Raw genomic sequence first — 25,653 nt, forward strand, 5'->3', positions numbered from 1 at the left:
ATATTGAGATTAAAACACACACCAACTATCTCTAAAGGCCACTCAGGTCATATCCCAAACCACTATGAAGAAACTATTCTTAATCCTTATCACCCTTATTACACACCTCCCACTTCATGCCAACTATTTATTGATCCCTATGGATGATACGCAAGAAAATCATCTAAAAGCTTATGGAATCACTTTCTGGGTACTTGAGCAAGAAGAGTCTGCTGAATGGTTACTCAACTATAAAGGTGGAAGCTTTATGTTTGAATACCTTCAAGCATTTGAAAACGAATTAATCATAAGAGGTGTCAGTTATCAAGTCATTTCCGATGCCGAGGCCCTTAATATTAAAAAGGCTATCGAAAATCCAGAAGCCAATATGGATGTCATGAAGCTGGAAAAAGCACCTAAGATAGCCGTATACTCTCCTCCCAACAAACAGCCTTGGGACGATGCAGTCACCTTGGTACTTACCTATGCAGAAATTCCTTATGACATCATTTTTGACGATGATGTCATGACAGAGCAACTTCCACGCTATGATTGGCTTCACTTACACCACGAAGACTTCACTGGGCAATATGGAAAGTTTTATGCTACCTACGGGCGAGAAGACTGGTATAAAGAAGCTCAAAGGCAGTTTGAAGAATCTGCCCGTAAACATGGCTTTCAAAAGGTTTCTCAACTAAAGGGGGCTGTGGTCAAAAAGATCCGTAACTTCTGTGCAGGAGGAGGGTTCTTATTTGCGATGTGTTCCGCCACAGACACCTATGACATTGCCCTTGCTGCAGACGGAGTGGATATCTGTGATTATATGTATGATGGAGACGCTCCTGACCCTAACGCCCAAAGCAAATTAAATTACAGCAATACATTTGCCTTTGAGGACTTCAAGCTAAAGCTTGACCCTTATCAATACGAATATTCTGAAATTGATAATCAGTCTTATGAAAGAGGACTAAGGGAAGGAAATGATTTCTTCAAGTTATTTACCTTCTCTGCCAAATGGGACCCTATTCCAACTATGCTCACCCAAAACCATCAAAAACTGATTAAAGGATTTATGGGGCAAACCACTGCATTCAAAAATCATTTGATAAAAAAGGATGTGATTGTTATGGGAGAAAATAAGGAAGCAAAAGAAGCAAGATATATCCACGGCACCTTTGGTAAAGGCACCTGGACCTTCTACGGAGGACACGACCCAGAGGACTATCGTCACTTCGTAGGAGAGGAACCAACAGACCTTAACCTCCACCCCAACTCCCCAGGCTATCGTCTTATTCTAAATAACATTCTGTTTCCAGCAGCTAAGAAAAAGAAACAAAAAACCTGATCAATTTCTTCGGGGCTCTTTATTCTCATAAAGGGCCCCTATTTTTTGGGAAATGAAAAGTAAGTCCTCCACATTTTCAAAGATATACCTCAACTGATCCCTGATTAGAGACAGGTCATGAGATTTCTTTTTAACACTTTCCTCAGGCATTTCTCCAGTATTCAATTCTCCCCATCGTAACTCTAGCAATCGCTCCACTTCTCCTGAAAACTCTCGTAACTGGCTCCCTCTCTCCCCCGCCAATACGTTTCCTTGAGCATCCCCACGTAGATATTGAAGAGAAAGCTGTAAGGAATCTGTCACCTCCTGCTTTAACTTATCAAGAATACTCAACTGATACCTCCCCCTTAAACGAGGACCATAAATCGCCAAGGTAGCAATATGAGCAGCCAAGGACTGATTAATGACAACAAAGTCATACGTTAAGGACGTAAAGGTCTTGTTCCTTGACGGCTCTTTCAATAAACCCTGAAAAGCGGACATCAGATTAGTGATATGAATATGTACATCTTTTCGTCTGAGCTTATATTCCTCTGAGGAACTCTCCTTATCGCTATAGAAGTTAACTACAGCTTCAAAATAATTGATATTGGCTTGTACCCCTAAAAGCATAAACTCCTTTAACCGGAGGTGTGTCCAATTAGGAAGAATAAAATAATTGGCTAACCAAGCTATTCCTCCTCCCAGAAGGCTATTCTCTATACGTACTGAGGCCAAGTATACAGAAGAAGTATTTCCTAAGTAGAAAAGCCATAATACAAAGGGAGTAATAAATATAACCCCCAAGGTATAGTTGTAACTTAAAAAGGAGAAAGTACCCCATGTCGTAAATACCACTAAGAAAATAATCAACTCTTCTGGAGGGTTCCATTGCATCATAAAAATAGCCACCACGCCTCCTATGACAGTTCCCAACACCCTCTGTAAGCTTCTTTGTTTTGTAGTACTGTAATCTGGCTTCAGAATAACAACAATAGTCAATACCACCCAATATCCCTGTTCCAAATGGAGCAGCATACTCAGCAAGTATCCCAGACACACAGAAATTGCTAAACGAATACTATGCCTGAAATAGGCGGACTTCAAGTTGAAGTTCATCGCCCATCTCGTCCACCCTATATTACTTTTAGGCAAGAAGTAAGATAAATCCATAACTCCCGTCTCTAGCTCCAGATCTCTATCCTCCAAGGCCGTATAGCGACTTGTTTGCTCTACCAACCTGTGTAAATACTTACAGTTCCTGAGAATATTATTAAGGGCCACAAAATAAGATATATTCTCTTGTGTCAACGTTTGTCCTTTCAAGCGTTTTACTGCCTCATCCAATGCTTCTATCAAAGATTTGGTTTTCTCTTTCTGATAAACAAATTGTTTTTGAGCGGACACCGCCTGTCCTAAAGCCTGCACCTCACTCCCTAAATGCTCTAGTAAATCCTGATAATAAGTCAACACATGATATTCCCTAAAAAACCGATAAAGCTCATCGTAAGAATAATGCTTGGCCATGGAAGCCTCAAATATATCTACCGTATTCCGTAGGATATGTACCAATGCACGTCCTACTCTGGAGGTTCCTTCTATTGCTGAGCGCCTCCCCAGCAAAAGTTCACGACTACCTTGTTGCTGACGAGCTACTTCTACCTCCTGGTCAATTAACTCCCGAATGATCTGCTCCTTGAATTTACTTTCTCCAAATAAGGTTGATTTTAAAATCAAATACTTCCCTACCTCTTCAACACTGGCTCCTAACGTCTGCTGTGCAACACGATAAGGACTAATACGCCAAAAAAACAAAGCCATAAGCATATACCAAACCCCTCCGCACAACATGTAGGAAGAAAAGATAAAGGCGCCTGTCACATCATTCACCTGCGACAAAGAAAACGTAGCACCGATCAAAGCTGCATTACCTATATTAGCTGCTCGTCCACCAAAAAGGGCAAACATCCCAAAGAAAAAACTCAATATGAATAAAAGAATCAGCAACGGAACGGCATAAGGAGTCAATATACCTACAGCAACACTCACCAAAAACAAATACAGGTTGGCGAATGAAAGTCCTCTTAGTTTTTGTGCAAATGACCCTGCTGTGTCAGAAAGGCCTATTGCAATAACTCCCAAGGCTATATTCACTCCTATATCCAAAGTTCCTTGATAAAAACACCAAACCAATGGTCCTGCTATCGCCAAGGCCATACGAGCCCCAAAATTAAAATACCTGGTATGCAAAAATTGTTGTGCTGACTGTCTGTTCATCTATTATTCGCTATTTTTTACAAGCGCGACTTCTTTGATTAAAAAAATATTTACTGCTCGCTATCACAATAAATACCTTCTTTTTGCTGTACACTACTTCTTTCACTCTAAAGTAATAGGTTGAAGCTTATTAAAACAAAGACTTCTGTCAAGGCCCTCTTTCTTTGTATTAAAAGGTTTATAATTTTACCTTTATTTAGACCTTATTGTATAAAACGGCCTTCATGGTCATGAATTTCATCCGAGACTATTTAGAGCTTGTTGGGAATGCATCTTCAGATAGAAAATTGCTCTAATCACTTTTTCACATACGTATTACAAATATTCAAAACGACTAATATGAACAAGCATATCGCAATTCTAAGAGGCATTAATGTAGGCGGAAAAAAAAGAATTCTCATGAAGGATCTTAAACTACTAATGGAAGAGTTAGGATTGCAAAACGTACAAACCTACATACAGAGTGGCAACATTATTTTCCACGCTCCTACGACACAATCCAAAGAAACATTGGAACAGATGCTAGAAACTGCCATACACAAACAGTACGGCTTTGAGGTGCCTGTAATTGTCCGTCAACCGCAAGAACTCTTAGACATTGTCAAAAAATTACCCTATAAAGAACACGGGATTGAACACTTACATCTTACCTTTCTAAAAACTACACCTACAGCAGAAGCTATAGACACATTACATCAACACCCAAAAGGAGGTGATTTGTTTTCTCTCTTGCATCAAGAAGTCTTTATCTATTGCGAAGGGAAATACCATCAAAGTAAACTCTCCAACCAATTTTTTGAATCTCGCCTTAAAGTAAAGGCAACTACCAGAAACTGGAAAACTATCTTAAAGTTAGTCACACTGAGTACCTCCTCATAGTTTGCTACTATTTTCATAATAAGGGTATTCCCGTTGATGAGCGATAATAAAAACAGTTATTCATTCTAAAATGGAATAGAAATTGTAATATATTTTTATTTCATATTTCAATTTCTATTTTTACACCTACAAAAAAATAGAACAACAGTGTTTGTAATCCGATAAGATACTTTTCAAGTAACTGCGTAAACGCAAAATAATCCAAACAAACGATTTACACCTTACAACCTCAAAAGCAGTTTAAACATGTTAAATTTGACCCTGAAAGAAACCAACACAACTCCGTATGTGAGATTCCACACTTCTGGAAAACTAGAAATTAGCGGTAAATCGCTACCTGACATTGCAGCGATATTCTATGACCCTATTCTTGAATGGATAGAAGACTACTGTCAGCAACTTCCTAATGAAACCAAAATCACCATAGGGCTGAGTTACCTTAATACTGCTACAATGCACTACATAAAGGAGATTATCATTCACCTCGCTGAAGCTTATGAAGACAAACCGGGTAAGCTACATATTATATGGGAAATCGATGAGGAGGATGAAGACCTTATGGAATTGGTCGATATATTTCAATCATTATTGTCTATTAAAATCAAAACCGTGCTACTGTAGTTAGAAAGGAGAAAGGAGAAAGGAGAAAGGAGAAATTTAACTACTTTATACCTCTTACCTTTTACCTCTTACCTTAAGATATAAAGACCGCTCCCTGAAACAGGGAGCGGTCTCCTTTTATAACAATTAAACCAAATAATCCTTTATAAACCGTCTGAAATGTCGAAAACAGTACGATTTATTAATAGCCAACAGTTCAAATATAATCTTTTCCCTTGAGGGTCAAAGGGGTATTCGATTAACACATATTATTAAACGATAAACAAGGTATTTTCTTCGTTAACATGTATTAACCACCCCTGATAAACTTCAACCGGTTGCGGTTAGACTACTTTAAAATCTCCCTTGGCCACATGCATGGCACGTATATATGCCTTCACATAATATTTCTCCAATTCCTCCCAGTCAAAATGTTTTGAAGAACGTTCTGTTGCACTTCTCAGGTCAATACGCTCTCTACTATTCATCGTAACAGCCTTGAACATCGCATCTGCCAACTCATCCGCAGAGGCGCTATAATTACCATGTCGTCTCTTGATCACATGAATACCATCATAATCTCTCTTGTTCAATGCACTGGCTACATAATCACCAAAACCAGCATAATCACTGGTAATCGCCGGAACACCACTTGCTATACACTCCAATGGTGTATACCCCCAAGGCTCGTAATAACTAGGGAATACCCCTAGGTGACACCCTCTCACAAATTCATCATACTCCATTCCAAACAGTGGATTAATAGAAGAGACAAAATCAGGGTGATATACAATTTTCACACGATCATGGGCATTATTAACCATATCACTGGATCTAAGGAAATGTAAAATTTCATCCGACTGATCATCTTGTAGATTGTGCGTCACCACGGGCGGCAAATTATTCACCCTCCATGATTGCACCGTTCTTCTCAATCGAAGCTTCATATCCTCGTCAATCATGTCATTGACATTAGGGAAATTATACCCCCTTCCCATCGTCACGTTATAAAATAACTTATCGCCTATTTCTTGCTGTATTTTATCTACGGCCTTTCTTACTTGTCCCATAACCGCTCGGGACTGCATGACCTGTGGATTGATAGAATAATATGGACGTTTGGTAATAAAGAACATCACGACCGTTTTATCGATCCCATGTTGCTTCATCTTATAGTTCAAACGACTAAGTGCCTCCAATGTAAGGTCGAAGCCTTTATTTTTATATTCGTAGCGTCCAGAAGTGAAAAAGTATAAGGTATTTTCCAAGTCAAAACTATAACTCTGGAAGAAGTGTCCCATCACAAACTCATGGATCTTTCTCTTGTACTGTAAATGTAAATTTTGAAGCGTATGCATGGCTTCAAAACGATTTACATTAAATCCATTGGGTAAAATCTCATCAACTTCTCTACCCAATAAATACTGACATTCATTAGCAGTGACCTTACTTACCGTTGTAAATACATGTGAGCCATGAGCCGCTGCTCTCTCAATACTTACTTCCGGTTTGATATTATAATGATCTGCCCAATAGTCCCACTGGTATTCTCCCCGAATCAATCGGTTATAAAAGTTGGGATCATTCATCGCTAGATACCTACCCAAGATTGTTGCATGAGTCGTAAATACCGTAATAATAGGAATCTCTCTTCTACGGAGTTCAGGAATTGACAACCCTACCATCCACTCATGAAAATGAGCAATAACATTACGGTTGTAGTTATTGACCTTTGCAACAAAGCCCAAAAAGGCCGTCACTTGCTCCGATAACATTAATACCTGATCTAATAAAGGATTTTTATCTCCCGTAGGGATTTTGTGACTTTCCCAGATGCTTTTCTTGATTTCAGAAAGTTTCCACCCTTCATTCCAGGGGTTGAAAAGTACCACCTTAGGTCTGCCCGGTACAAGCCAATGCCCATAGTGCACCTCATAACCTTTGGCTCTCATCTCCCGCACTGCTTTACTAATCAAGTCATCACCCGTATCGGCTATCACTTCAAAGCCTGCTAGAGTATTTTCCGCAATGTAAGGTCCTACCATACAGTAGTTCTCATGCCCCCAACGACTTACAGATGTTGGCGCTTTAGAACGAATTACCGTATGAATTCCCCCTACCTGATTACAGACTTCCCAAGCGATTTCAATAACTACATTTTTTTTCACGTCTTTTTGTGATATTGACAAAAGTGGATCATCTTCTTTGAAAAGGTATGACGTCATTAGGCTTAATTATATTTATTTGAATAATTTAAGGATTACTATTCTTTTATACACAACTAAAGAAAAAAGTAGGATTTTTACCAAGTTTAGTACAAAAAACTCTCTATATTTCACCTAACACCAAAGTCAACCAAACGTAATAAATCAATAGAAAATACACTTTTGAAACCCTTTTTTAAAAACTTACGTACACAAACAATGTGTTAACACACATCTTATTAAGAGCCTATTTGAAACACTGATTCAGACAAGCTCAAAGACAAATAAAACGATAATACCCTAACTCAATTTTAATTTGTCCCATAGGACTTCACTACGATTAAAAACACATGGAATACCTAGAAAAAGTTAGAAACTACCTGATTGATTTGGGATATGATATCACCAAGGAAGATCCTGAAGAAGAACTATTTATTATTAACAATGAGGACAATGGTCTTCTCAATGTCATTATTGACTGCGAGTTTCCTATTCTAATTATTGAAGCATTTTTAATGGATCTACCGAGTGGAGACCAAGATGTTTACAAAAAATTACTAATCAAAAACCGAGAAATTGTTCATGGAGCTTTTGTTTTGAATGAAGAGGGTAATAAGCTTTTATTCCGTGATACCCTGCAACTAGAGAACCTAGACCAAAATGAACTAGAAGGTTCCTTAAATTCCCTGGCTCTTCTTTTGACAGAGTATTACAGTGAATTATTAGCTTTTTCGAAGTAAACAGCGTAATAAATATTCCCTAATTTTGATACTACACTTATAACAATAAAATATGTCATTTTTCAAAAGACTTTTCGGCATTGGTTCTGCCGAAGTAAATAAAGCCCTTGATCGTCTGGAAGATCCTATTAAAATGACGGAGCAAGGTATACGAGAGCTCAAAAAAGACCTTAACGATAGTCTACAGTCACTAGCTGAGGTAAAGGCTATTACGATAAGAAGCAGAAAAGAATATGAGCAGCAAAAAGAGTTGACTGGCAACTATGAGCAAAAAGCCATCTTACTTTTACAAAAAGCAGAAAGTGGCGCCTTGGAACCTACAGAAGCTGACCGTTTAGCTACCGAAGCGCTTAACAAGAAAGAGCAAGCAGCCAATGCTGCGGCCACTCATTTGAAAATGTTACAGCAAAATGAGTCTCAAGTTGCTAAAATGGAACAAAATATACAGCAACTGAAAAGTCAGATTTCTAAATGGGAAAATGAAGCGAAAACACTTAAAGCTAGAGCCAAAGTAAGTGAAGCATCAGCCAAATTGAATAAGCAATTGGCGAACATTGACTCTTCTAGCACGTTGAACATGCTGGAGCGCATGAAAGAAAAAGTGGAGCAAAAAGAAGCTTTGGCGGAATCTTACGGGGAAATCAATGAAATGAATACCAGCGTAGATGATGAGATCAACAAAGCCTTGGGTACAGGAAGCACTAACCCTGAAGGATCTATGGCCTTGGCAGACCTGAAAGCCAAACTGAAACTCAATCAGCAAAATACTAGTAACGAATAATCTACTTAAAATGGGGGATCTTCTGGCGGTGGAGCTGGTTGATTCCCTTTATTTCGCTCATTGATTTTAGAGCCAAGGGTAATGGTACCATCACCTCCTTCTTCTTCCTTGGTATTCCCCAGCATATCATCAAAAGACACATCGTCACCCGGTACACCTGACATAGAACCTGTAGACATTAGCGCACCAGGGTCTCCTTGAATATCAGCCACATCCATAAAGCCCCCTTCATCCCAGTCTGTAAACTTGGTATACTTACCAATAAATCGAAGCTTGATATTCTCCAAACTACCCGCCCTGTTCTTAGCGATAATCACCTCACCCATACCTACCGTACTATTTCCTTCCTCATCTTCGGTAATATCATAGTACTCCGGACGATAAAGGAACATTACCATATCGGCATCCTGCTCTATGGAACCTGATTCCCTCAAATCGGATAACTGAGGACGCTTATCTCCTCCCCTGGTCTCTACTGCACGGGATAGCTGTGAAAGTGCGATCACGGGAACACTCAACTCTTTGGCCAATTGCTTCAAGGATCGGGAGATAAAGGCAATTTCTTGCTCTCGGTTTCCTTTAGACTTATTATCTCCGGCACTCATCAGCTGCAAATAATCAATCACAACCAACTGTATATCATGCTGAGCTTTCAGTCGTCTACACTTGGCTCTCAACTCTAATACCGTAAGTGCTGGTGTATCATCAATAAACAAAGGGGCTTCCGCCAGTGATCCCGTCTTATCAATAAAACGTTGCCACTCCATCTCGTTGAGGTTACCTTTTCTAAGCTTATCACTTTCCAGTTCTGCTTCTGCAGAAACCAAACGTTTAACCAACTGGGCAGCCGACATCTCCAAAGAGAAGATCACCACTGCCTTGTCAAATCCTACGGCCGCATTTCTAAGAGTGCTCAAACTAAAGGCTGTTTTACCCATAGCAGGACGGGCAGCGATAATGACCAAGTCATCTTTCTGCCAACCTGACGTCACTCGATCTAAATTCGAGAAACCAGAAGGTACTCCCGTCAAACCATCCTGATGATCTTTCAATGTTTCCAGTTCACGCACCACTTCCGTCAACACCTCCTTCATCCCTGAGTAGTTCTTACGAATATTCAGCTCAGAGACATCAAAAAGAGCTGTTTCCATACGTTCCATCAACTCAAAAACATCGGTCTTATCATCAAAGGCTTCTTTCTGTATACCAGAAGAGATCTGGATCATCTGCCGCTTAATCGCATACTCCACCAACAGTCGGCAGTGGAATATAATATTGGCTGCAGAGTTTACTTTTTGAGTAAGGGAGGCGATATAGGCAGGTCCTCCGGCCTTCTCTAAACTACCCGATTTTTTCAATCGATTAATAACGGTCAGTAAGTCAATAGGCTCCGTTTCACCAAACAACGTGATAATCGCTTCATAAATCAGCTGATGAGCTTCTTTATCAAAAGTATCGACCTTCAGGATCTCAATCACGTCCGTCAAGGCTTCCTTCTCCAATAGCAATGCGCCTATAACGGCCTGCTCCAACTCGTGGTCATGGGGACGTTTATGGTTAGTTCCTGTATTTGCTTGTGGTGTCATAAAACTCTTGTGCTCTGCTGATTATCGTTTATTGTCTTACTCTCTCCCTTCTCAGGATACTGCATCCTTCTGATATAAATGGAGACTAATTGGCCAATTTAGAAGGATTACATTACAAAAATGCAAAAACTAATGCAATAATTCCTAAAACAGTTCCTTTACTTTTTCTGGCGGACGTCCAATTACGGCTTTATCTCCATGAACTATAATAGGACGTTCAATCAACTTAGGGTGTTCCAAGAGTACGTCTATCCATTCTTCCTCTGTCAAATCTTTTCCCTTATAATTTTCCTTATAAATCGCTTCTCCTTTTCTGATAATTTCCGAGGGCTTCATTCCTAACTTCTTCAGTATATCTTCCAACTCTTCCTTTGTGGGAGGGGTATCCAAGTACTTGACTACCTCAATATCTTGTTTAGCTTCTTCCAGCAATTGAAGAGACTGTCGGCTCTTAGAGCATCTCGGATTGTGATAAATTTTCATATGGTATAAATGTCTTTTGTATTACTAACTGCATTTGAGTGACTGCTGGAGGTAATATAAATAATCAACCTTCATGACAGCCCCCTACTTTTACCTTAAAACAGGATTATTCAAATATAATTATAAAAAAATTGCAACTTTACGTTCAGGAGAATAAACATGTTTCTTTATTTCGTTGTTTGATCAACGCTATAGATAGATTAAGAAAAACAAGATAAAATGGTAAAAAAAGGTGTATTGATTGTCAATCTGGGGACACCGGACAGTCCTGAAGTTGGTGATGTAAGAAAATATTTGAGAGAATTTTTGATGGACGGAAGGGTTATCGACATTGACAGCTGGAAACGTTGGATGCTTGTCAACCTAATCATTGCTCCTTTCCGTGCCCCAAAATCCGCAAAAGAATATATCAAGGTATGGGAAGACGAAGGATCTCCTCTCCTCACCTATGGCGTTAAGACCAAGCACCTTTTGCAAGAAGCACTTGGAGAAGAAGAGTATCTTGTTGAGCTAGGAATGCGTTACCAAAGCCCAAGCATTGCGCAAGCCTTAGACAACCTTAAGGCCGCCAATGTAAAGGAAATCATCGTGATTCCTCTTTTCCCTCAATATGCCTCAGCAACCACAGGTTCTGTGACCGCTAAAGTAATGGAACTAATGGGGGACTGGCAGGTAATTCCTGACATCAAGTTTGTACAACACTTCCATAGGCATCCATTATTTATTAAAGCATTTGCTGAGATCGGGAAAAAGTATCTGGAAAAGCAATCCTATGACCATGTGATTTTCAGCTACCACGGACTTCCAGAACGACAAATCATCAAGGCACAAATCAAAACTTGCTGCCAATTAAAAAATGGTACCTGCAGCAAGAATTCAGAAAAAAATACGTTCTGCTATCGTTCGGCATGTTTTGAAACCTCTCGTTTACTGGCCAGTGCTTTAGGACTACAAGAAGATCAATACACGGTATGCTTCCAGTCTCGATTGGGAAAAGATCCTTGGATTCAACCTTATACAGAAGACACCATCAAAAAACTAGCTTCAGAAGGTAAGAAAAGTGTTTTAGCCTTTAGTCCTGCCTTTGTTGCTGACTGCCTGGAAACTACCGTTGAGGTTGGGCAAGAATATAAAGAATTGTTTGAAGAAGAAGGAGGAACACACTGGCAATTGGTAGAGAGTCTTAACGACCACCCACTTTGGATTGCCTGTCTCCAAGATTTGGTACACAATACAGCAAGCAAAGCCGAAGAGGTTTTTGTAGGATAAATCTCCTACAGCAGTATGCATTTACTGAAAAAGGTAATTATATTATAAATAAAGTGATTCATTTTGGATCACTTTTTTGTTTTTATAAATATTGGTAAATCCCAGAAACTACGATCTCGATAAAATACAATGACCTCAAAGCACAATGACCATCAACGATACTATGAAGAATGCCTAAAAAAAGCGCAAGCCTTACAGGGGGATTCCCTGGAGTTTACCATTGAGTACGTCAATTATAGTCTCAAAAAACTTCCTAGTGGACTCTACCAACTTAGTAGTCAACATCGAAAACAAAGAGGGCGATCGGTCTGGAAACTGGAGGCTTTTTTCCATGATTATGGGACTGCCCTTCAACATGCATTCGAGGTAAAACCTGTTATCGCTCCACCACCAGTGGAGAAAGTCATGCAGTCTTCTAGAAGGCCTATTGTTCCTGGCAGTAAGAAACTACAGCCTATACAGCGCCAAATTGCCTACAAAAGGGATATCAAAATAACTATACAAGCAACCCAAGAAGAAAAAGAGCAATTGGATCATCTGGTATATCTTGCCAGGGAAGCCACTCGACTCCCTATATCAAGGATGGACTTGATTCAGCACCTTATTAAGCATGGTCACGATTGGCTACAGCAACTAGAGAAAGAACATAAGCTATCCCAAAACAAGTAACCCAATCGTATCCCTGTCTGTCATACTTCATTCTCCAAGCATATGAAACTATCAAGGCGTTTACAATTACTGAAAAAAATCTACCGTAGGGAATTTGATTTTCAGGAGCACAAAGTACAGCAACTGATACAAGAATCCTTGTTTCGGTGGATCAGTAGAGCCGAACTCTTTGCAGGATTTTTAGCGGTAGGACTTTTGGTTTATATCAATGGATTTTACCACTCCAGGGAAGAACTAATCCTATTAGTAGGCATTGAGAAATACGTGATTATAGGACTGTGTATTATCCTGACCATACGCTACCTGATTACTCCTAAGACACGACTTTTTTTAAGGGAAAATATTTTAGAAGCCACTGTATTTGCCGCATTCCTAACGATACAGACAATACGTGTCATCAAGGTACCCAAACTCTCCCAAATGAATCCGGAGCAGTTTGAGCTCTTTCATTACTACTACCTTACCATAGGAGCCTTGATCACTCTTTTGGTAATTCTAATTTTTGCCAGGAACCGGCATTTCTGGCTATTTTTCTCTACCAACACGACCTTTACCTTTATCTCTTCTTTCTTGCTACTCATTGTGCTAGGCACTGGATTATTATTATTACCAGCCTGTACCCATAACGCTATTGATTTTATTGATGCTTTTTTCACCGCCACCTCTGCAGTTTGTGTGACAGGGTTATCTCCTTTTGATATAGAAAGCACCTTTACCTTTAAGGGACAGCTCGTCTTACTTTGCCTATTTCAAGCGGGAGGGATAGGGATTATTTCCCTCACTACCTTCTTTGCTCTAATGATACGCAAAGGCGTAGTTTTTCAAGAAGAGTTTGTGATTCAGGATATGCTGGGAGTCAATTTTGCCTGTTCCATTTCTGAGATCTTAAGACACATCATCAATATTACCTTTATCACGGAGGCCATAGGAGCTGTTGCCTTATTTTTCTCATGGGGAGATATGGGAATCAGCACCGGAGACCGTATTTTCAAAGCTATCTTCCATTCGGTATCCGCTTATTGTAATGCAGGGTTCTCTAACTTTCATTCAGGGCTAGAAAATCCAGCCCTTTCGAGCAACCTCTTTTCCAATATCAGCTTTATGATCATCATTATTGCAGGGGGGCTTGGATACTATACCTACCTGGATCTTATCAATAAGAAAGGGTACCTTCCACAGGTACAACATCGTGGCTTAGGGTTGCAAAGTAAAATCATCCTGATTAGTTCCTTTGTTCTGATTGTTGGTGGCGCATTATTACTTTGGGCTACAGAGTGGGAAAGCTGGAAAGAACTGCCCTTAAGCCAGCAAATTCAAAATGCCTTCTTCACTAGTATCACTACCCGTACTGCTGGATTTTCTATTATCAATATAGGAGAACTTTCAGCCGCCGGAGTGATGGTCACATGCTTGTGGATGTACATTGGAGGAGCTCCTAACTCTACTGCCGGAGGAATCAAGATCACCACCATGGTCATTATTCTTTCTTCTTTCTGGTCGATGGCCCGTGGGAGTAAGCTCTTACATATGAAGTGGTATACCATTGACTTTGCGACGATCAGAAGGTCTTATATTGTCCTCATCATTTCCGTACTATTGGTTTTTGGCAGTATTCTATTGATTACCTTTCTGGAAAGAGAAAAGGCCTTTGTCGATCTCTTTTTTGAGGTATTTTCTGCCTTGGGTACGGCAGGATTATCCCGGGGGATTACGGGAGAACTTTCTACCGGTAGCAAACTACTTATTTGCATATTAATGTTCTCTGGAAAAATAGGTATGTTCACGACGGCTACCCTACTTGGAAAAGAGAAAAAGACCTATGAATACAAATATCCGGAGACCTCTATTATGGTAGGATGATCTGAAGTTTAACGTGTCACTAGTGGACCTAATTCTAAGTTTTCTGATAAAAATAAAAGTGCTACTTCTAGATGGATAAAGGAGGAAGGAAGAAGGATAAAGGAATAGAAACCCTTGTATAGCAATCCTTCATCCTTCATCCTTCATCCTTCATCCTTAAACCCCTTGATAGTAGTACTTAACTATAAGTTTACTTGACGTTTAGTTCACTAGCAATAAAATAAAAACAAGATGTATACTTTTGATCCCAAAAAACGTTACGTATTGATTGGTATGGGTGCCTTTGGTTTGGAAATAGCCCGTACCTTTCAGAAACAAAAAGCCAATTTCTTTATTATTCTTCACTTAGAAGAAAAGTTTTCTCACGCTCAGGACAGTAAGTTCAACCTAAATGGCTTACAGCAAATGGGATTTGAGCAAATTTACGAAACAGACGTAACGAACCCTGAAGCCCTTAGACGACACCTCAAAACAGACGATATCGTGATCCTTTCTCACGGAAAAAGTTTTGAGATCAAGATTCTCGCTATTGATGCGCTCAAGACCATAGGGGTAAAACAAATCTATGTCAGAGCCACCAGGGATACCCATAGTCGTATTTTCAGTAGTATGGATGTTCGAAGAGTGGTCTTCCCTGAGAAGCAAGAAGGGAAGCGATTTGCCCTGCAGATGATGCACCCCCACATCCAAATTATCGATGAGATCGCCCCTCAAATATTAATTATGGAAGTCCCTTGCCCCAATAAATTTGTCGGTAAGAATATTCTGGAATCTCACCTCCGAAGTAAGTATCACATTAATGTCATCTGCCTCAAAGAGTATACGGAGGATGGGGGCTTGTTGATTTCCGCGAAATCTTCCGGGTTTGAAAGTACAATTCTAAAGACCACACATCGCATGGTGATTTCCGGACATAGTGTGGATTTGAAGCATGTGACGGATTTGTTGGAGGATTGATGGGTTATCGGTTATCGGTTATCGGTTATCGGTTATCGGTTATCGGTTATCGGTTATCGGTTATCGGTTATCGGTTATCGGTTATCGGTTATCGGTTATCGGTTATCGGTTATCGGTTATCGGTTAAGAAACTTATTTTACCCCTAAGTAACATACAATACCCTACGGGTATTTTTTCAATATTTTTTTTAAACGATAAGCGATAAACTTTTTTCAATATTTTTTTAAACGATAAGCGATAACCAATAAACGGTATAAAACGATAAACTTTATGACAATGCTTTCTCCTGCTCTGAGTATCTAAAACGATAAACCTCCAAAAGGTCTTCCATCTGATACATATCGGTGGTTAGATCCTGTAGCCCTACGGATACCTCACTATTATGGATTCCAGTGTTAATGCAGAATTTGTATTCTTCCCCAGTTGAACTATCTTGAGAAATAATATAAAAACCAATTCTAATTTTTTATAACGTATGGACCAGCAACGTCCATCCACAAATTTTTCTCTACAATGAAGCATCTATTCTCTTTGCTGGCATTGTGCTTTTTGGCAACATTTGCGTATACGCAATCTGTTGACTCTGCCTATGTTAGCGAGCATTACTCCAAAGCCACTTATCATATTCCGATGCGTGATGGGATCAAATTGTATACGATCGTCTATACCCCTAAGGAGCAAGGGGAAGCCTACCCGATCTTACTGAACCGTACGTGTTATAACGCCTCCAAGTACGACGATTTTAAGGCAATTGGGCAGCCATCAGGATACTTAGTCAGGGATAAATACATTCTGGTGTATCAGGATGTGCGTGGAAGGTATATGTCGGAAGGGCAATTTACTACCATGACCCCGAACATTCCAGGCAACAACCCCAAGAAGAAAAAAGATATTGACGAAAGTTCAGACACCTGGGATACCATTGATTGGTTGGTAAAAAATATCCAAAACAATAACGGAAAGGTTGGTATGTTCGGCATTTCGTATCCAGGTTTTTACACGGCAGCAGCCCTTCCGGATGCCCACCCTGCCTTAAAAGCTTCTTCTCCACAGGCGCCTATCGCCGATTTCTTCTTTGACGATTTTCACCATCAAGGAGCCTTTTTGCAGAGTTATACAGGCGCCTATGCGGTGTTTGGCTATCAGAAAGATTCCCTGACCAAGAAACCTTGGTACACGGAGGAGCTGATGCGCCTGTATGAGAACCCTCCAAAAGATGGGTATGCCTTTCATTTGGAGCAGGGACCACTTAAGAATATTACAAAAAAATACCATCATGATAATTTCTTCTGGAAGGAAGTCATCGAGCACCCTAACTACGATGAGTTCTGGCAGAAACGAAGCATCTTGCCACATCTCAAAAATGTCAATCATGCCGTCATGACCGTGGGTGGGTGGTTTGATGCAGAAGACCTTTATGGTCCTTTGAATATTTATAAAACCATCGAAAAAACGAGTCCTTCCGCTCAAAACAGCATTGTTATGGGTCCTTGGGACCACGGAGGATGGGCCAGAGAAAAAGGGCAGACTACCCATAACCATATTTACTTTGGCGATAGCATTTCTTCTTTTTACCAAAGAGAAATCGAGCGTAACTTTTTCGCACACCACCTAAAAGGCACTCAAACCGAAAAGCTACCCGAGGCCTATATGTTTGATACCGGTGCAAAGACATGGAAGCAATTTGATGTTTGGCCTCCGGTAAACACTCCTGCCGTAAAACTATACTTTGGGGAAGATGGGCAGTTGGGCATCAACACCCCAATGAACGAAAAAGCGGTATTTGAGTATGTCAGCGACCCTGCCAAGCCAGTACCCTATACTTCCCAGACCGAGGGCCTAACATTTACGCCTAGAAGGTTTATGAGCGATGATCAGCGCCATGCCTCCAGAAGGCCTGACGTACTGACATTCACTTCCGAGGTATTGGAGGAAGAGGTCGTATTGGCCGGTGAGATTATCGCCAAACTAAAGGTGGCCATGACGGGAACGGATGCCGATTTTATTGTCAAGATCATTGATGAGTATCCTCAGGATCACCCGAACTATGAGCACAACCCCAAAAATATCATTATGGGAGGCTACCAACAACTGGTGCGCTCCGAGGTGATGCGTGGTAGATTCCGAAACAGCTTTGAGAAGCCGGAGCCTTTCGAGCCTAACAAGGTCACGGACGTCAATGTGGTCCTACAAGACTTATTGCATACATTTAAGAAAGGACACCGTATTGTCGTTCAGGTACAAAGCACCTGGTTCCCTTATATCGATCGAAACCCACAAAAATATGTCGACAATATTTTTGAGGCCGATGAGGAAGATTTTATCAAATCCACCATCCGTATTTATGGAAACTCTGTGATTGAGGTGGGGAATACCGAGAAAAATAACTAAAGGCTTATTTGAAGTTAATATGGTGGTGTAGGAGTGAAAAGAAGTTCAGTTCACTTCTACACCCCTTCCTTACAAAACCCTAATTTATGCAAAAACCAAAACGAGTATCACTACTTTTTTTTACTGTTGACAAATGAAAAATCCAATAACTTTAATATTTCTCCTATTTTTTTTCAACCCAACACTATATGGGCAAACTCGAAGTATAACTGGAAGAGTAATTTCTGAGTATTTAGAGTCACTAACAGGGGTAATAATTGAAAATTCTGACCTTGTAGTTCTTGGAATGACCGATATAGATGGTCGATTTAATATTAGTATCCCACAAGAAACGGATAGTCTGTTTTTTCGTTTCCCTGGTATGGAGTGGGCTGATATTAGGTTACATCAAGAATGTCATACCGTTGACGTTGAAGTCATAGTAATGTACGATGTGACCTATGACTTTATGAGTTCTAGAAAGATTGATCGGCTTCGCAAAAAAAGGTTTAATAATTTACCTAACCTTCATTCTAATGCTGTAAAAGAAGGACTCTTTAAAAGTAATACCCTTTGCTATGAGAGATCTTTCAACCCATATAAACCAGAACTAGACCGCATTGAAGAGTACTTAAAAGCATTAAGGAAACAGAACCTTATGCAATTTAAGAACCTAAAAATTGGGGATATAGTGAAAATACCTTTTGGCTTCGATTCACCTGGCAAAAGAGTCAATACATTTTATTCAATTTGCGGACATTGCACCGAGAACGACTATGAATATGTGATTGAAGGTGAAATCGTCAATAAGTACAGAAAACACTTAACACTTGAAGTTAAGGTGTTAAAAATGCTTCCCCATGATTCAATTGAATACAGTGAAAAAACCTTGAAAATTGACAGTACTTTCAAATATCAAATGAAATATTTTGAAGTCATATTGAATTAAAATAATAACAAATACATCAAACCACATGAAAATCGAACACCTAGCCATCTGGGTCAATGACCTAGAGCGGATGAAAGCATTTTATGAGCACTATTTTGATGGAGAAGCTGGAGAGAAGTACCATAATCCTCAAAAGAATTTCAGCTCCTATTTTATCAGGTTTTCAGAGGGCTGTAGATTGGAATTAATGAACAAGCCTGATATTCCCCAAAATTTGAACAGCTCCATCTTGGAGTATACCGGAATCATACATTTTGCTGTTTCTGTGGGAAGTAAAGAAAAAGTGGATGCCTTAACGGAACAGTTAAGAAGAGATGGTTATCGCATTATCGGAGAGCCCAGAACCACAGGAGATGGATATTATGAAAGTGTTATTTTAGACCCTGAAAATAACAGGATTGAAATTACTCGCTGAAGTAAAATACTTACAAGAAAAAAGCACTGATAACCAGGTAATAATCCCTTTATGAAACCCCTATTTTTTTTATTTTTCACTATTAGTTTTCTAAGTACAAACTTAGGGTTTAGTCAACAAAAAATCTCCTCCCCTTTCAATTTAACTGAATTTGACTCCATTCAGCACCAACGTATATATCGGATTCAAGTTGACGGGTATCAAGTCGTAGAGTTAGTGGAGTTCAACAATAATAAGTTTGAAGGTACTTTAACTCATTTAGTTTGGAGACTTAATCGAAAAGAAATAACGAAAGATAGCCTCATACAAAAAATAGCAATCCCTCACCATACAGTAAAAAAGTTGATGCATGAGTTAGGTAACGCTGATTTTGAATACCTGTCAGATTGTGATGAAATCAATAATTGTATTATTGGGCTTGATGGAACAACGACCACTTTTCAGTCTGAAAACGTCAAAAAAGTTAATGCTGCATCGTATTGGGAGCTAGAATCAGATTACTATTATCATCAAAATAATATTGAAATCCCCGATGAAATTTTAAAAGCACGAAAGTTGATTTCCATGATAAACAATGAGTTTAATTTAGATGATCAATTTAAAAGTTTTTTAAATCGTTTACCTAAGGGGCGATATAGGTATGGGATGGTTATTATGAAGAAAGGATGAATAATAGAGACATAATAAAGTTTATAGCGCATTAAAATACACATTTTATAATCAAACACTCTTCACAAAACATGAAAACACTACTAACATTTCTCTTCTGCTCCTTCTGCTCCATCTCTTTTTGCCAAGTGGGGAAATTTCACGTTTCCTATTTCACCACATGGGATTATTCTACCATTCAGAACAAAGACAAGAGCCTCAATTTTGAACACCGAGGCAAATTAGCTTTTGGATTGGGCATTCAGACGAACTATCAACTCTCTAACCGATTTGAGCTATCACTTGGAGCATCCTATCTAGACAAAGGATTAACATGGGTAAAAGCTCCTGTTCCGGATTCTCTTCAATTTTATTGTGATGAAGGTTGTAGTAGTGGCCCTCAAAGATGGTGGATTGCATATTTCTCCATGCCCATTCAGCTACAATATAACTTCAAAAGAAAAGGGGACTTTGATTATTATATCGCAGCGGGGATTACCAATGATTGGAACTTCGATGGAAATGGAGGGCTGTTTACTTTTGAAGATTATGCCAACAGTTTCATTGCTAATATTGGCATTAGAACTACCGTAGGAAAAGTAGGATTAGGCATTGAACCCACTTTTCGAAGATTCATTACTATTTATGGAACGCCAAATGGTTCGCATCCACGGGAAAAGAAACCAAACTATAAACCTTATTCCATTGGGTTAAAGCTTCGCCTGTATAGAAGCAAAGGGGAGTAAGTACTTATAATAGTAATAACCTAACTACTGAGTTTTCTTATGGTTTAGTGTATTTGTTCCAAGAGCGTTTCGTTCTTGGAACAAATACACTAAACCATAAGAAAACCTATCCATCAATCTACCCAATGCAACACGTTCCGTATCACCGACCAATGAGGCTCCTTATTCACAGACCCTTCTCCTAGGATCCAATAGCCATAGTAACTGTTCAAAAAGTTTTCTTCCTTTTTTACGAGTACCCAGCTGTTCATGTAGTCCAGGAGAGAATCATTCGCCTTGGCGACAGGGTAGGCCATGGGAATTTTTAAAAACTTCTCTGAGGGGATTACCACAGAGTATTGAGGATACACTAGCGTCCACGCTGATCCAGCCTCCGCCGTATACAGCAAGGCATCATACTTATCTTCTTCATCCGTAAAGAAGTCTCTGAGCGATGATAATCGGTAAGGTGTGACATTGGGAAATCCTTTCAATATATTATCCCCTAACACATGGGTCTGAAATATCCCCAGGTTGATATGCTTTTTTGCCTTGATCTTATCCAAGCTCTTGTACTGATTCCTTAAGTGGTCTTTCACCATCAACGCCAGCGTTTGACTCATATAGGGCGTGGTAAAGTTAAGTTCCTGCAACAACTCCATCTCTATGGGGGTACCCGACATGATGATATCGACCACTCCCTCATTCAAGGTCCTCGCTTGATTTGTTCTTGGCACCTTAATCAACTCTAACCTTACTTTTAACTCCCTCGCCAATGCATAGGCCATCTCAATGTCCAACCCTACGATCTCTCCCTTTGTATTGCGAAATGCAAATGGTAAGGCATCTGCGTAATACCCTACCCTTATCACTCCACTCTTTTTAATCCGGGATAACGATCGATAGGAACCCAACCCTATGGGTGACCTGCGATACTTTCGTTCCGTAACTCTATCATACTGTTCCAATAAGTCCATCGACACAAAAGACTTATACCCTACTTCTCCTCCCTTGATAGTCTCTCCTCCAAAAAATCGTAAAGGAAGAAAAACGGAGAGTAACAACCCTGTAGTCAATCCAACACAAAACAATAGCTTTATGGTACTTACCCTGAGAATACCCTTTAGGTAACCAATCGATAACACCGAAAGACCAAATAGGAATACAGCCCCTAGCACTACTCGAATACGATCCGTATATACCGTAGAAATCACAAACATCTGAAAGATATCAATAGGAATCTGAAGGATGTCCAGCAAAAAAGGAATACCCACGATAGGCGTCACAAAACTACTCATAATCCCTGCCCCCAGGAAGATACCCGTTTCTTCCACATCCATTGGCTTACCTACGAACCAGGCCGCAAAAGGCACAAAGATCAGTATCATTAATGTCCCCAAATTTGGAAAGGGATACACCAATGGGAGTAGAAACTTGGAGGAATGCTCTACATCTTCATCCATCAGCTGATGCTTGTCATAAAGCTTATTGACATCTTCAATCAACTGAGGCAAAAGGATAATAATCTTACCTGTTGCAAAAATTGTCAGCAAAGTACTTCCTGTTACCCTGAGTACCTCCTTATACTTAAAGGGAGTCAATGCACTAATTAGCATGGGAATCGTCACCATTGAGAGAATCACTGCAGCCCCTGTATAGGCGATCAAATAGATCTGCAGCAAGGCAATCTCACTGATCAAGACCGTTCCCACCGTGCTTGCGACAATACTAAAAATACCAATAGGCGTGAGTTGAATAATGATCTTATTGGCTTTGTTCAATGCATCTGCAAAAGCTTCCATCCCTCTGATCAACCCTGCCTTTTCTTGAACGGCCATTAGCGACATCCCAATCAAAATACTAAATAAGACCACCGCAGGGACGACATTATCACTCAATGATTTGAAAGGATTGGCAGGAATATACAACTCTACAAAATCAAAGGGCTCGTGTATGGCCGTAAGGTTGGTGCTAAAGAAGCTCCCTGAGACTCTTTCAGGAAAGAACGTAGGCAAGGAGATAACCAAAAACATCCCCAAGAACAGACTGACAACAATAATAAAAGCCGCCGCCTTAATCAATTTCTTACTTTTAGAGATATCCAACTGCCCAATATTGACCATCAACGAGATCATGATATAAGGCAGTACCGTCATCTGCATCAATCCAATAAATGCATCGCCAATGATGCTTAAGAAGGCTACATATTCCCCGAAAAACAACCCCACGAGTACGCCAACGAATATACCAATCAGAATTTTCTTTATCATATGTTATAGACCTATGCTTATCAAGATACATAGGCTCCTTCTCCCCTCTCTATTGCTGACATACGAAGAAGAAGCCCATTAGAGCTTGCTTGGAATATTGATTCAGGCAAGCTCTTAGTATAATTTAATGAACTCTTCTATGTAATCGAAAACCATCTATTTATTTTCGTTCTAAGAGCTTGTAATAAGACTCATTCGAACATCAGGTATTCAACACAAAGCGGGGTTATCACAATACTAGTGCCAATTTAACATAGATCGGGAAATGGTCTGAGTCAATATTTTCCAATCGCTGCAGTTCTACTAACTTAAATTCTTTAGAGACAAACACATGATCCAAAGGCCAGCGCATCAAAAAATTATCTGCATGATAACTATTGTAAAACCCTCTCCCCACTCTAACATCATACAATAAATCTTCTGTCTTGGTTAACTTATTGGTCGCCCCCCAACTGACATCGTTAAAGTCTCCCGCTACAATAATGGGGTAATTCCTATCCTCTATTTTTTCACCCAGTTTTACCATCGCTTTCTCTTCTTGTCCTTTATTGTCAGGCAACCCCTCGTGATGTGTAGGAGGTACCGGGTGCATGGAATAGAGCAGTATTTTCTTTCCATTTTTTAGCTCTACAATACTTTCAAAAGATGGTACCTGGGGATTGTTCAGATAATTCACCTTTACGTCTTTTAAAGGCAATTTACTGAAAATGGTCATTCCATAGGTCACACTATTGGTCGTTTCCTGAGTATAAGGGTATTGTGTTTCAATGGGCTCCAACTTCGTTTCCCACCAATCGTCAACCTCCATCGCAATCACAATATCTGGCTGTTTTCGCGCAATCAGATCCAATGCTGGTTGAGCATTGCGATTTGTCATTTTCACATTAATCAATAAGATACTAATCTGATCTTCTGCCGCTAATGGCTCTTCTCCTACAGAAGGAACTGTTTTGGAAACCAATGGAGTGTAATTAATAATGTAACTCCCCTGTACGACCATCCCTCCTATTAAGCTCATTGCTACAAGGTAATCGTACCATTGTCTTTTCTTCGCAAAGATCAAAAAGAGGATAAAGCTAATCACAGAAGTAATAAAGAATTGTATCCTAGGGAAATCGAGTAGCTTAAGGTATCGGCTCTCTGTATTTCTAAACACGGAGAGCAAAGAACCTACCGCTATAAGAATGGTGATGAGGTAAAGGGCTATGTATAGTATCTTTTTGAGCTTTTTCATCCTACCTTTTCTAAACTCCATTTAGAGCTTGTTTGGAATACTGATTTAGATAGAGAAAATTTCTATAACCTGTTCAAATTGATTCAAATTTAAGAAGAATAGTGGTTCTATTTGTCGAAAATTTGAGTCGATTTGAATAGTGATTAGAGGAATTTTCTATCTGAAGACGTATTCCAAACAAGCTCTTAGTATAGAACAATCAAAATAAGATTTAAGTCATTATCTTTAAAGATGAATTCTATCTGAACACTCTAAACACAACGACTTAAAGCAATATGAAAATAAAAAGAAAACTACGAATTATAAGCCTTTTAATCAGCAGTATAGCACTTTTTCAGTGCTCGGAAAACAAGTTGGATGACGATGACCTTATCCTCCGTGATTTCGAGCAATATACTCCTAATCAAGCAGACTGGTCTACCTTTACCAATAAGCCATTAGATGCAGGAAACACTTCGCATGACCCTGATGGGGTATTTTGGATAAGTGCAGAAAAATGGGAAAACTCCAGATGGGACGGCAGCAGTATTTGCGATCCGACTCAAATGAGTCGAGAGGAATTCCTGAAGTGTCTCTTTCCGGAATCCGGCGACATCCTTAAGGGAATTTATGAGCTTTACTATGAACACCAACCTTTCGCAGACCCTAAGAATCCTACAAAAGCAGAAGTTGATGAGTGGCACAGAATCGTCATCAACCATCTAAGGGCACTTGTAGGTTACACTACCGAAGATCGACAAGTTCAAAAAGACCATTGCCTATTTGCCCGTGCCTTATGGGGTGACCAAAGAAAATTTACCACGATGTGGGATGAAAAGTATCCAGGGAATAACGGGTCAGCCTATGGACCATGTCAAGACTCCGGTAATGCGCACTGTGGTGCAAGCTTTGTTCCGGATGCAGAAGATCAAGCAGCCTATCTCCCAGAGGGATATGATGCCTGTGGTACTCCGGGAGGAGCGGAAGGTGTTTTCTCTGCAGCAAAATCAAATATTCCCTGGTCTATAAAAATCTGCCGGGGAATCTCCCAGACTATAGGAGCGGAAGGCTTCTGGGGAGGCCATACCGGACCATGGTTCCACCGAGAAAAATTTGGCCTTAGTTTTTGGGATAATGATCCCACTAACAATAATAATAACGCCATCCTCCGTGCAAAGTGGGGTGGAAAACTAATGCCTAGTCTCTACTGTAATCCTGCTAAAGCCGACTGCGACTAGTAAGCTGATACTAAGTAGATATCCACTGTTTTTAACTCTTATCTATATTGCAGTTGTTTATGAACGTCTAGTCCACATCCGCATTTTATAAGTAGCAGAAACGCTATAGTATTCATAATACCTTTATAACAATATTATTGTGACGAAGAGCACGCGTTATAAAGGGAAAGCGTGAATCATCCCATATTAACAAATAACTTAGTTTTCTAAGAATTC

21 protein-coding genes are annotated in these 25,653 nt (G+C 39.8%); 15 read left to right on the forward strand and 6 right to left on the reverse strand.

Features of this window, described 5'->3' with window-relative positions:
* Positions 1–64 precede the first annotated feature (64 nt).
* Positions 65–1,324: an asparagine synthetase B gene (locus ABD985_RS03005; protein ID WP_345369087.1), complete on the forward strand. Its 1,260-nt coding sequence runs from the start codon at positions 65–67 to the stop codon at positions 1,322–1,324.
* Here ABD985_RS03005 and ABD985_RS03010 read toward each other — a convergent pair whose 3' ends face one another.
* Positions 1,325–3,580, reverse strand: coding sequence for an FUSC family membrane protein (locus ABD985_RS03010; RefSeq protein ID WP_345369088.1), 2,256 nt, complete (start codon positions 3,578–3,580; stop codon positions 1,325–1,327). It lies immediately after the preceding gene.
* A gap of 339 nt (positions 3,581–3,919) precedes the next feature.
* On the opposite strand from ABD985_RS03010, the gene ABD985_RS03015 reads away from it, so the two are divergent.
* Both ABD985_RS03015 and ABD985_RS03020 read left to right on the forward strand, forming a co-directional pair.
* Entirely contained in the window at positions 3,920–4,459 is a 540-nt protein-coding gene (locus ABD985_RS03015) for a DUF1697 domain-containing protein (protein ID WP_345369089.1), read from the forward strand.
* Between the two features lie 246 nt (positions 4,460–4,705).
* Positions 4,706–5,080: a DUF1987 domain-containing protein gene (locus ABD985_RS03020; RefSeq protein ID WP_345369090.1), complete on the forward strand. Its 375-nt coding sequence runs from the start codon at positions 4,706–4,708 to the stop codon at positions 5,078–5,080.
* A gap of 323 nt (positions 5,081–5,403) precedes the next feature.
* On the opposite strand, the gene ABD985_RS03025 is transcribed toward ABD985_RS03020, so the two are convergent.
* Positions 5,404–7,227: a glycosyltransferase gene (locus ABD985_RS03025; RefSeq protein WP_345369092.1), complete on the reverse strand. Its 1,824-nt coding sequence runs from the start codon at positions 7,225–7,227 to the stop codon at positions 5,404–5,406.
* 386 nt (positions 7,228–7,613) lie between these two features.
* Here ABD985_RS03025 and ABD985_RS03030 point away from each other — a divergent pair, with 386 nt between their 5' ends.
* Both ABD985_RS03030 and ABD985_RS03035 read left to right on the forward strand, forming a co-directional pair.
* Entirely contained in the window at positions 7,614–8,003 is a 390-nt protein-coding gene (locus tag ABD985_RS03030; protein ID WP_345369094.1) for a YbjN domain-containing protein, read from the forward strand.
* 52 nt (positions 8,004–8,055) lie between these two features.
* On the forward strand, positions 8,056–8,784 hold the full coding sequence (locus tag ABD985_RS03035; RefSeq protein WP_345369095.1) for a PspA/IM30 family protein: 729 nt from the start codon (positions 8,056–8,058) through the stop codon (positions 8,782–8,784).
* A gap of 5 nt (positions 8,785–8,789) precedes the next feature.
* Here ABD985_RS03035 and dnaB read toward each other — a convergent pair whose 3' ends face one another.
* Together dnaB and arsC are read right to left on the reverse strand one after the other, a co-directional pair.
* Positions 8,790–10,370, reverse strand: coding sequence for a replicative DNA helicase (dnaB, locus tag ABD985_RS03040; RefSeq protein WP_345369096.1), 1,581 nt, complete (start codon positions 10,368–10,370; stop codon positions 8,790–8,792).
* 144 nt (positions 10,371–10,514) lie between these two features.
* The gene (arsC, locus tag ABD985_RS03045; RefSeq protein WP_345369098.1) at positions 10,515–10,853 is read right to left on the reverse strand and encodes an arsenate reductase (glutaredoxin); all 339 of its coding nucleotides are present in this window, start codon (positions 10,851–10,853) and stop codon (positions 10,515–10,517) included.
* A 219-nt stretch (positions 10,854–11,072) separates the two neighbouring features.
* On the opposite strand from arsC, the gene hemH reads away from it, so the two are divergent.
* From hemH to ABD985_RS03090, 9 genes are all read left to right on the forward strand, one after another.
* A complete protein-coding gene (gene hemH / locus ABD985_RS03050) occupies positions 11,073–12,122 on the forward strand; it encodes a ferrochelatase (RefSeq protein WP_345369099.1) in 1,050 nt (349 codons plus the stop codon).
* 129 nt (positions 12,123–12,251) lie between these two features.
* Positions 12,252–12,791 carry a hypothetical protein gene (locus ABD985_RS03055; RefSeq protein ID WP_345369101.1) on the forward strand — a complete coding sequence of 180 codons (540 nt, stop codon included), beginning with the start codon at positions 12,252–12,254 and terminating at the stop codon, positions 12,789–12,791.
* Positions 12,792–12,833: 42 nt separating this feature from the next.
* Positions 12,834–14,651: a TrkH family potassium uptake protein gene (locus tag ABD985_RS03060; RefSeq protein ID WP_345369102.1), complete on the forward strand. Its 1,818-nt coding sequence runs from the start codon at positions 12,834–12,836 to the stop codon at positions 14,649–14,651.
* A gap of 231 nt (positions 14,652–14,882) precedes the next feature.
* Positions 14,883–15,608, forward strand: coding sequence for a potassium channel family protein (locus tag ABD985_RS03065; RefSeq protein ID WP_345369104.1), 726 nt, complete (start codon positions 14,883–14,885; stop codon positions 15,606–15,608).
* Between the two features lie 514 nt (positions 15,609–16,122).
* Positions 16,123–18,000, forward strand: coding sequence for a CocE/NonD family hydrolase (locus ABD985_RS03070; RefSeq protein ID WP_345369106.1), 1,878 nt, complete (start codon positions 16,123–16,125; stop codon positions 17,998–18,000).
* Between the two features lie 133 nt (positions 18,001–18,133).
* Complete coding sequence (locus ABD985_RS03075) at positions 18,134–18,928, forward strand: hypothetical protein (RefSeq protein WP_345369107.1); 795 nt, start codon at positions 18,134–18,136, stop codon at positions 18,926–18,928.
* Positions 18,929–18,953: 25 nt separating this feature from the next.
* Positions 18,954–19,343 carry a VOC family protein gene (locus ABD985_RS03080; protein ID WP_345369108.1) on the forward strand — a complete coding sequence of 130 codons (390 nt, stop codon included), beginning with the start codon at positions 18,954–18,956 and terminating at the stop codon, positions 19,341–19,343.
* A gap of 51 nt (positions 19,344–19,394) precedes the next feature.
* Positions 19,395–20,012 (forward strand): hypothetical protein, encoded by a 618-nt coding sequence (locus ABD985_RS03085; protein ID WP_345369109.1) that lies wholly within the window; start codon positions 19,395–19,397, stop codon positions 20,010–20,012.
* Positions 20,013–20,083: 71 nt separating this feature from the next.
* A complete protein-coding gene (locus ABD985_RS03090; protein ID WP_345369110.1) occupies positions 20,084–20,737 on the forward strand; it encodes an outer membrane beta-barrel protein in 654 nt (217 codons plus the stop codon).
* A 113-nt stretch (positions 20,738–20,850) separates the two neighbouring features.
* Here ABD985_RS03090 and ABD985_RS03095 read toward each other — a convergent pair whose 3' ends face one another.
* Entirely contained in the window at positions 20,851–22,986 is a 2,136-nt protein-coding gene (locus tag ABD985_RS03095; protein WP_345369111.1) for a cation:dicarboxylate symporter family transporter, read from the reverse strand.
* A 229-nt stretch (positions 22,987–23,215) separates the two neighbouring features.
* Positions 23,216–24,241 carry an endonuclease/exonuclease/phosphatase family protein gene (locus ABD985_RS03100; protein WP_345369112.1) on the reverse strand — a complete coding sequence of 342 codons (1,026 nt, stop codon included), beginning with the start codon at positions 24,239–24,241 and terminating at the stop codon, positions 23,216–23,218.
* 254 nt (positions 24,242–24,495) lie between these two features.
* Here ABD985_RS03100 and ABD985_RS03105 point away from each other — a divergent pair, with 254 nt between their 5' ends.
* A complete protein-coding gene (locus ABD985_RS03105; protein WP_345369113.1) occupies positions 24,496–25,437 on the forward strand; it encodes a hypothetical protein in 942 nt (313 codons plus the stop codon).
* Positions 25,438–25,653 lie beyond the last annotated feature (216 nt).

This window comes from Algivirga pacifica (assembly GCF_039543525.1).
Classification (GTDB): Bacteria; Bacteroidota; Bacteroidia; order Cytophagales; family Flammeovirgaceae; genus Algivirga; species Algivirga pacifica.

Bases quoted from the DNA above. Each gene is read 5' to 3' on its own strand.
- ABD985_RS03010 (WP_345369088.1), bottom strand. From the start codon at position 3,580: ATGAACAGACAGTCAGCACAACAATTTTTGCATACCAGGTATTTTAAT.
- ABD985_RS03085 (WP_345369109.1), top strand. From the start codon at position 19,395: ATGAAACCCCTATTTTTTTTATTTTTCACTATTAGTTTTCTAAGTACA.
- ABD985_RS03065 (WP_345369104.1), top strand. From the start codon at position 14,883: ATGTATACTTTTGATCCCAAAAAACGTTACGTATTGATTGGTATGGGT.
- ABD985_RS03055 (WP_345369101.1), top strand. From the start codon at position 12,252: ATGACCTCAAAGCACAATGACCATCAACGATACTATGAAGAATGCCTA.
- ABD985_RS03080 (WP_345369108.1), top strand. From the start codon at position 18,954: ATGAAAATCGAACACCTAGCCATCTGGGTCAATGACCTAGAGCGGATG.
- ABD985_RS03030 (WP_345369094.1), top strand. From the start codon at position 7,614: ATGGAATACCTAGAAAAAGTTAGAAACTACCTGATTGATTTGGGATAT.
- dnaB (WP_345369096.1), bottom strand. From the start codon at position 10,370: ATGACACCACAAGCAAATACAGGAACTAACCATAAACGTCCCCATGAC.
- ABD985_RS03090 (WP_345369110.1), top strand. From the start codon at position 20,084: ATGAAAACACTACTAACATTTCTCTTCTGCTCCTTCTGCTCCATCTCT.
- ABD985_RS03105 (WP_345369113.1), top strand. From the start codon at position 24,496: ATGAAAATAAAAAGAAAACTACGAATTATAAGCCTTTTAATCAGCAGT.
- ABD985_RS03100 (WP_345369112.1), bottom strand. From the start codon at position 24,241: ATGGAGTTTAGAAAAGGTAGGATGAAAAAGCTCAAAAAGATACTATAC.
- ABD985_RS03070 (WP_345369106.1), top strand. From the start codon at position 16,123: ATGAAGCATCTATTCTCTTTGCTGGCATTGTGCTTTTTGGCAACATTT.
- ABD985_RS03015 (WP_345369089.1), top strand. From the start codon at position 3,920: ATGAACAAGCATATCGCAATTCTAAGAGGCATTAATGTAGGCGGAAAA.
- ABD985_RS03035 (WP_345369095.1), top strand. From the start codon at position 8,056: ATGTCATTTTTCAAAAGACTTTTCGGCATTGGTTCTGCCGAAGTAAAT.
- ABD985_RS03020 (WP_345369090.1), top strand. From the start codon at position 4,706: ATGTTAAATTTGACCCTGAAAGAAACCAACACAACTCCGTATGTGAGA.
- ABD985_RS03095 (WP_345369111.1), bottom strand. From the start codon at position 22,986: ATGATAAAGAAAATTCTGATTGGTATATTCGTTGGCGTACTCGTGGGG.
- arsC (WP_345369098.1), bottom strand. From the start codon at position 10,853: ATGAAAATTTATCACAATCCGAGATGCTCTAAGAGCCGACAGTCTCTT.
- hemH (WP_345369099.1), top strand. From the start codon at position 11,073: ATGGTAAAAAAAGGTGTATTGATTGTCAATCTGGGGACACCGGACAGT.
- ABD985_RS03075 (WP_345369107.1), top strand. From the start codon at position 18,134: ATGAAAAATCCAATAACTTTAATATTTCTCCTATTTTTTTTCAACCCA.
- ABD985_RS03005 (WP_345369087.1), top strand. From the start codon at position 65: ATGAAGAAACTATTCTTAATCCTTATCACCCTTATTACACACCTCCCA.
- ABD985_RS03060 (WP_345369102.1), top strand. From the start codon at position 12,834: ATGAAACTATCAAGGCGTTTACAATTACTGAAAAAAATCTACCGTAGG.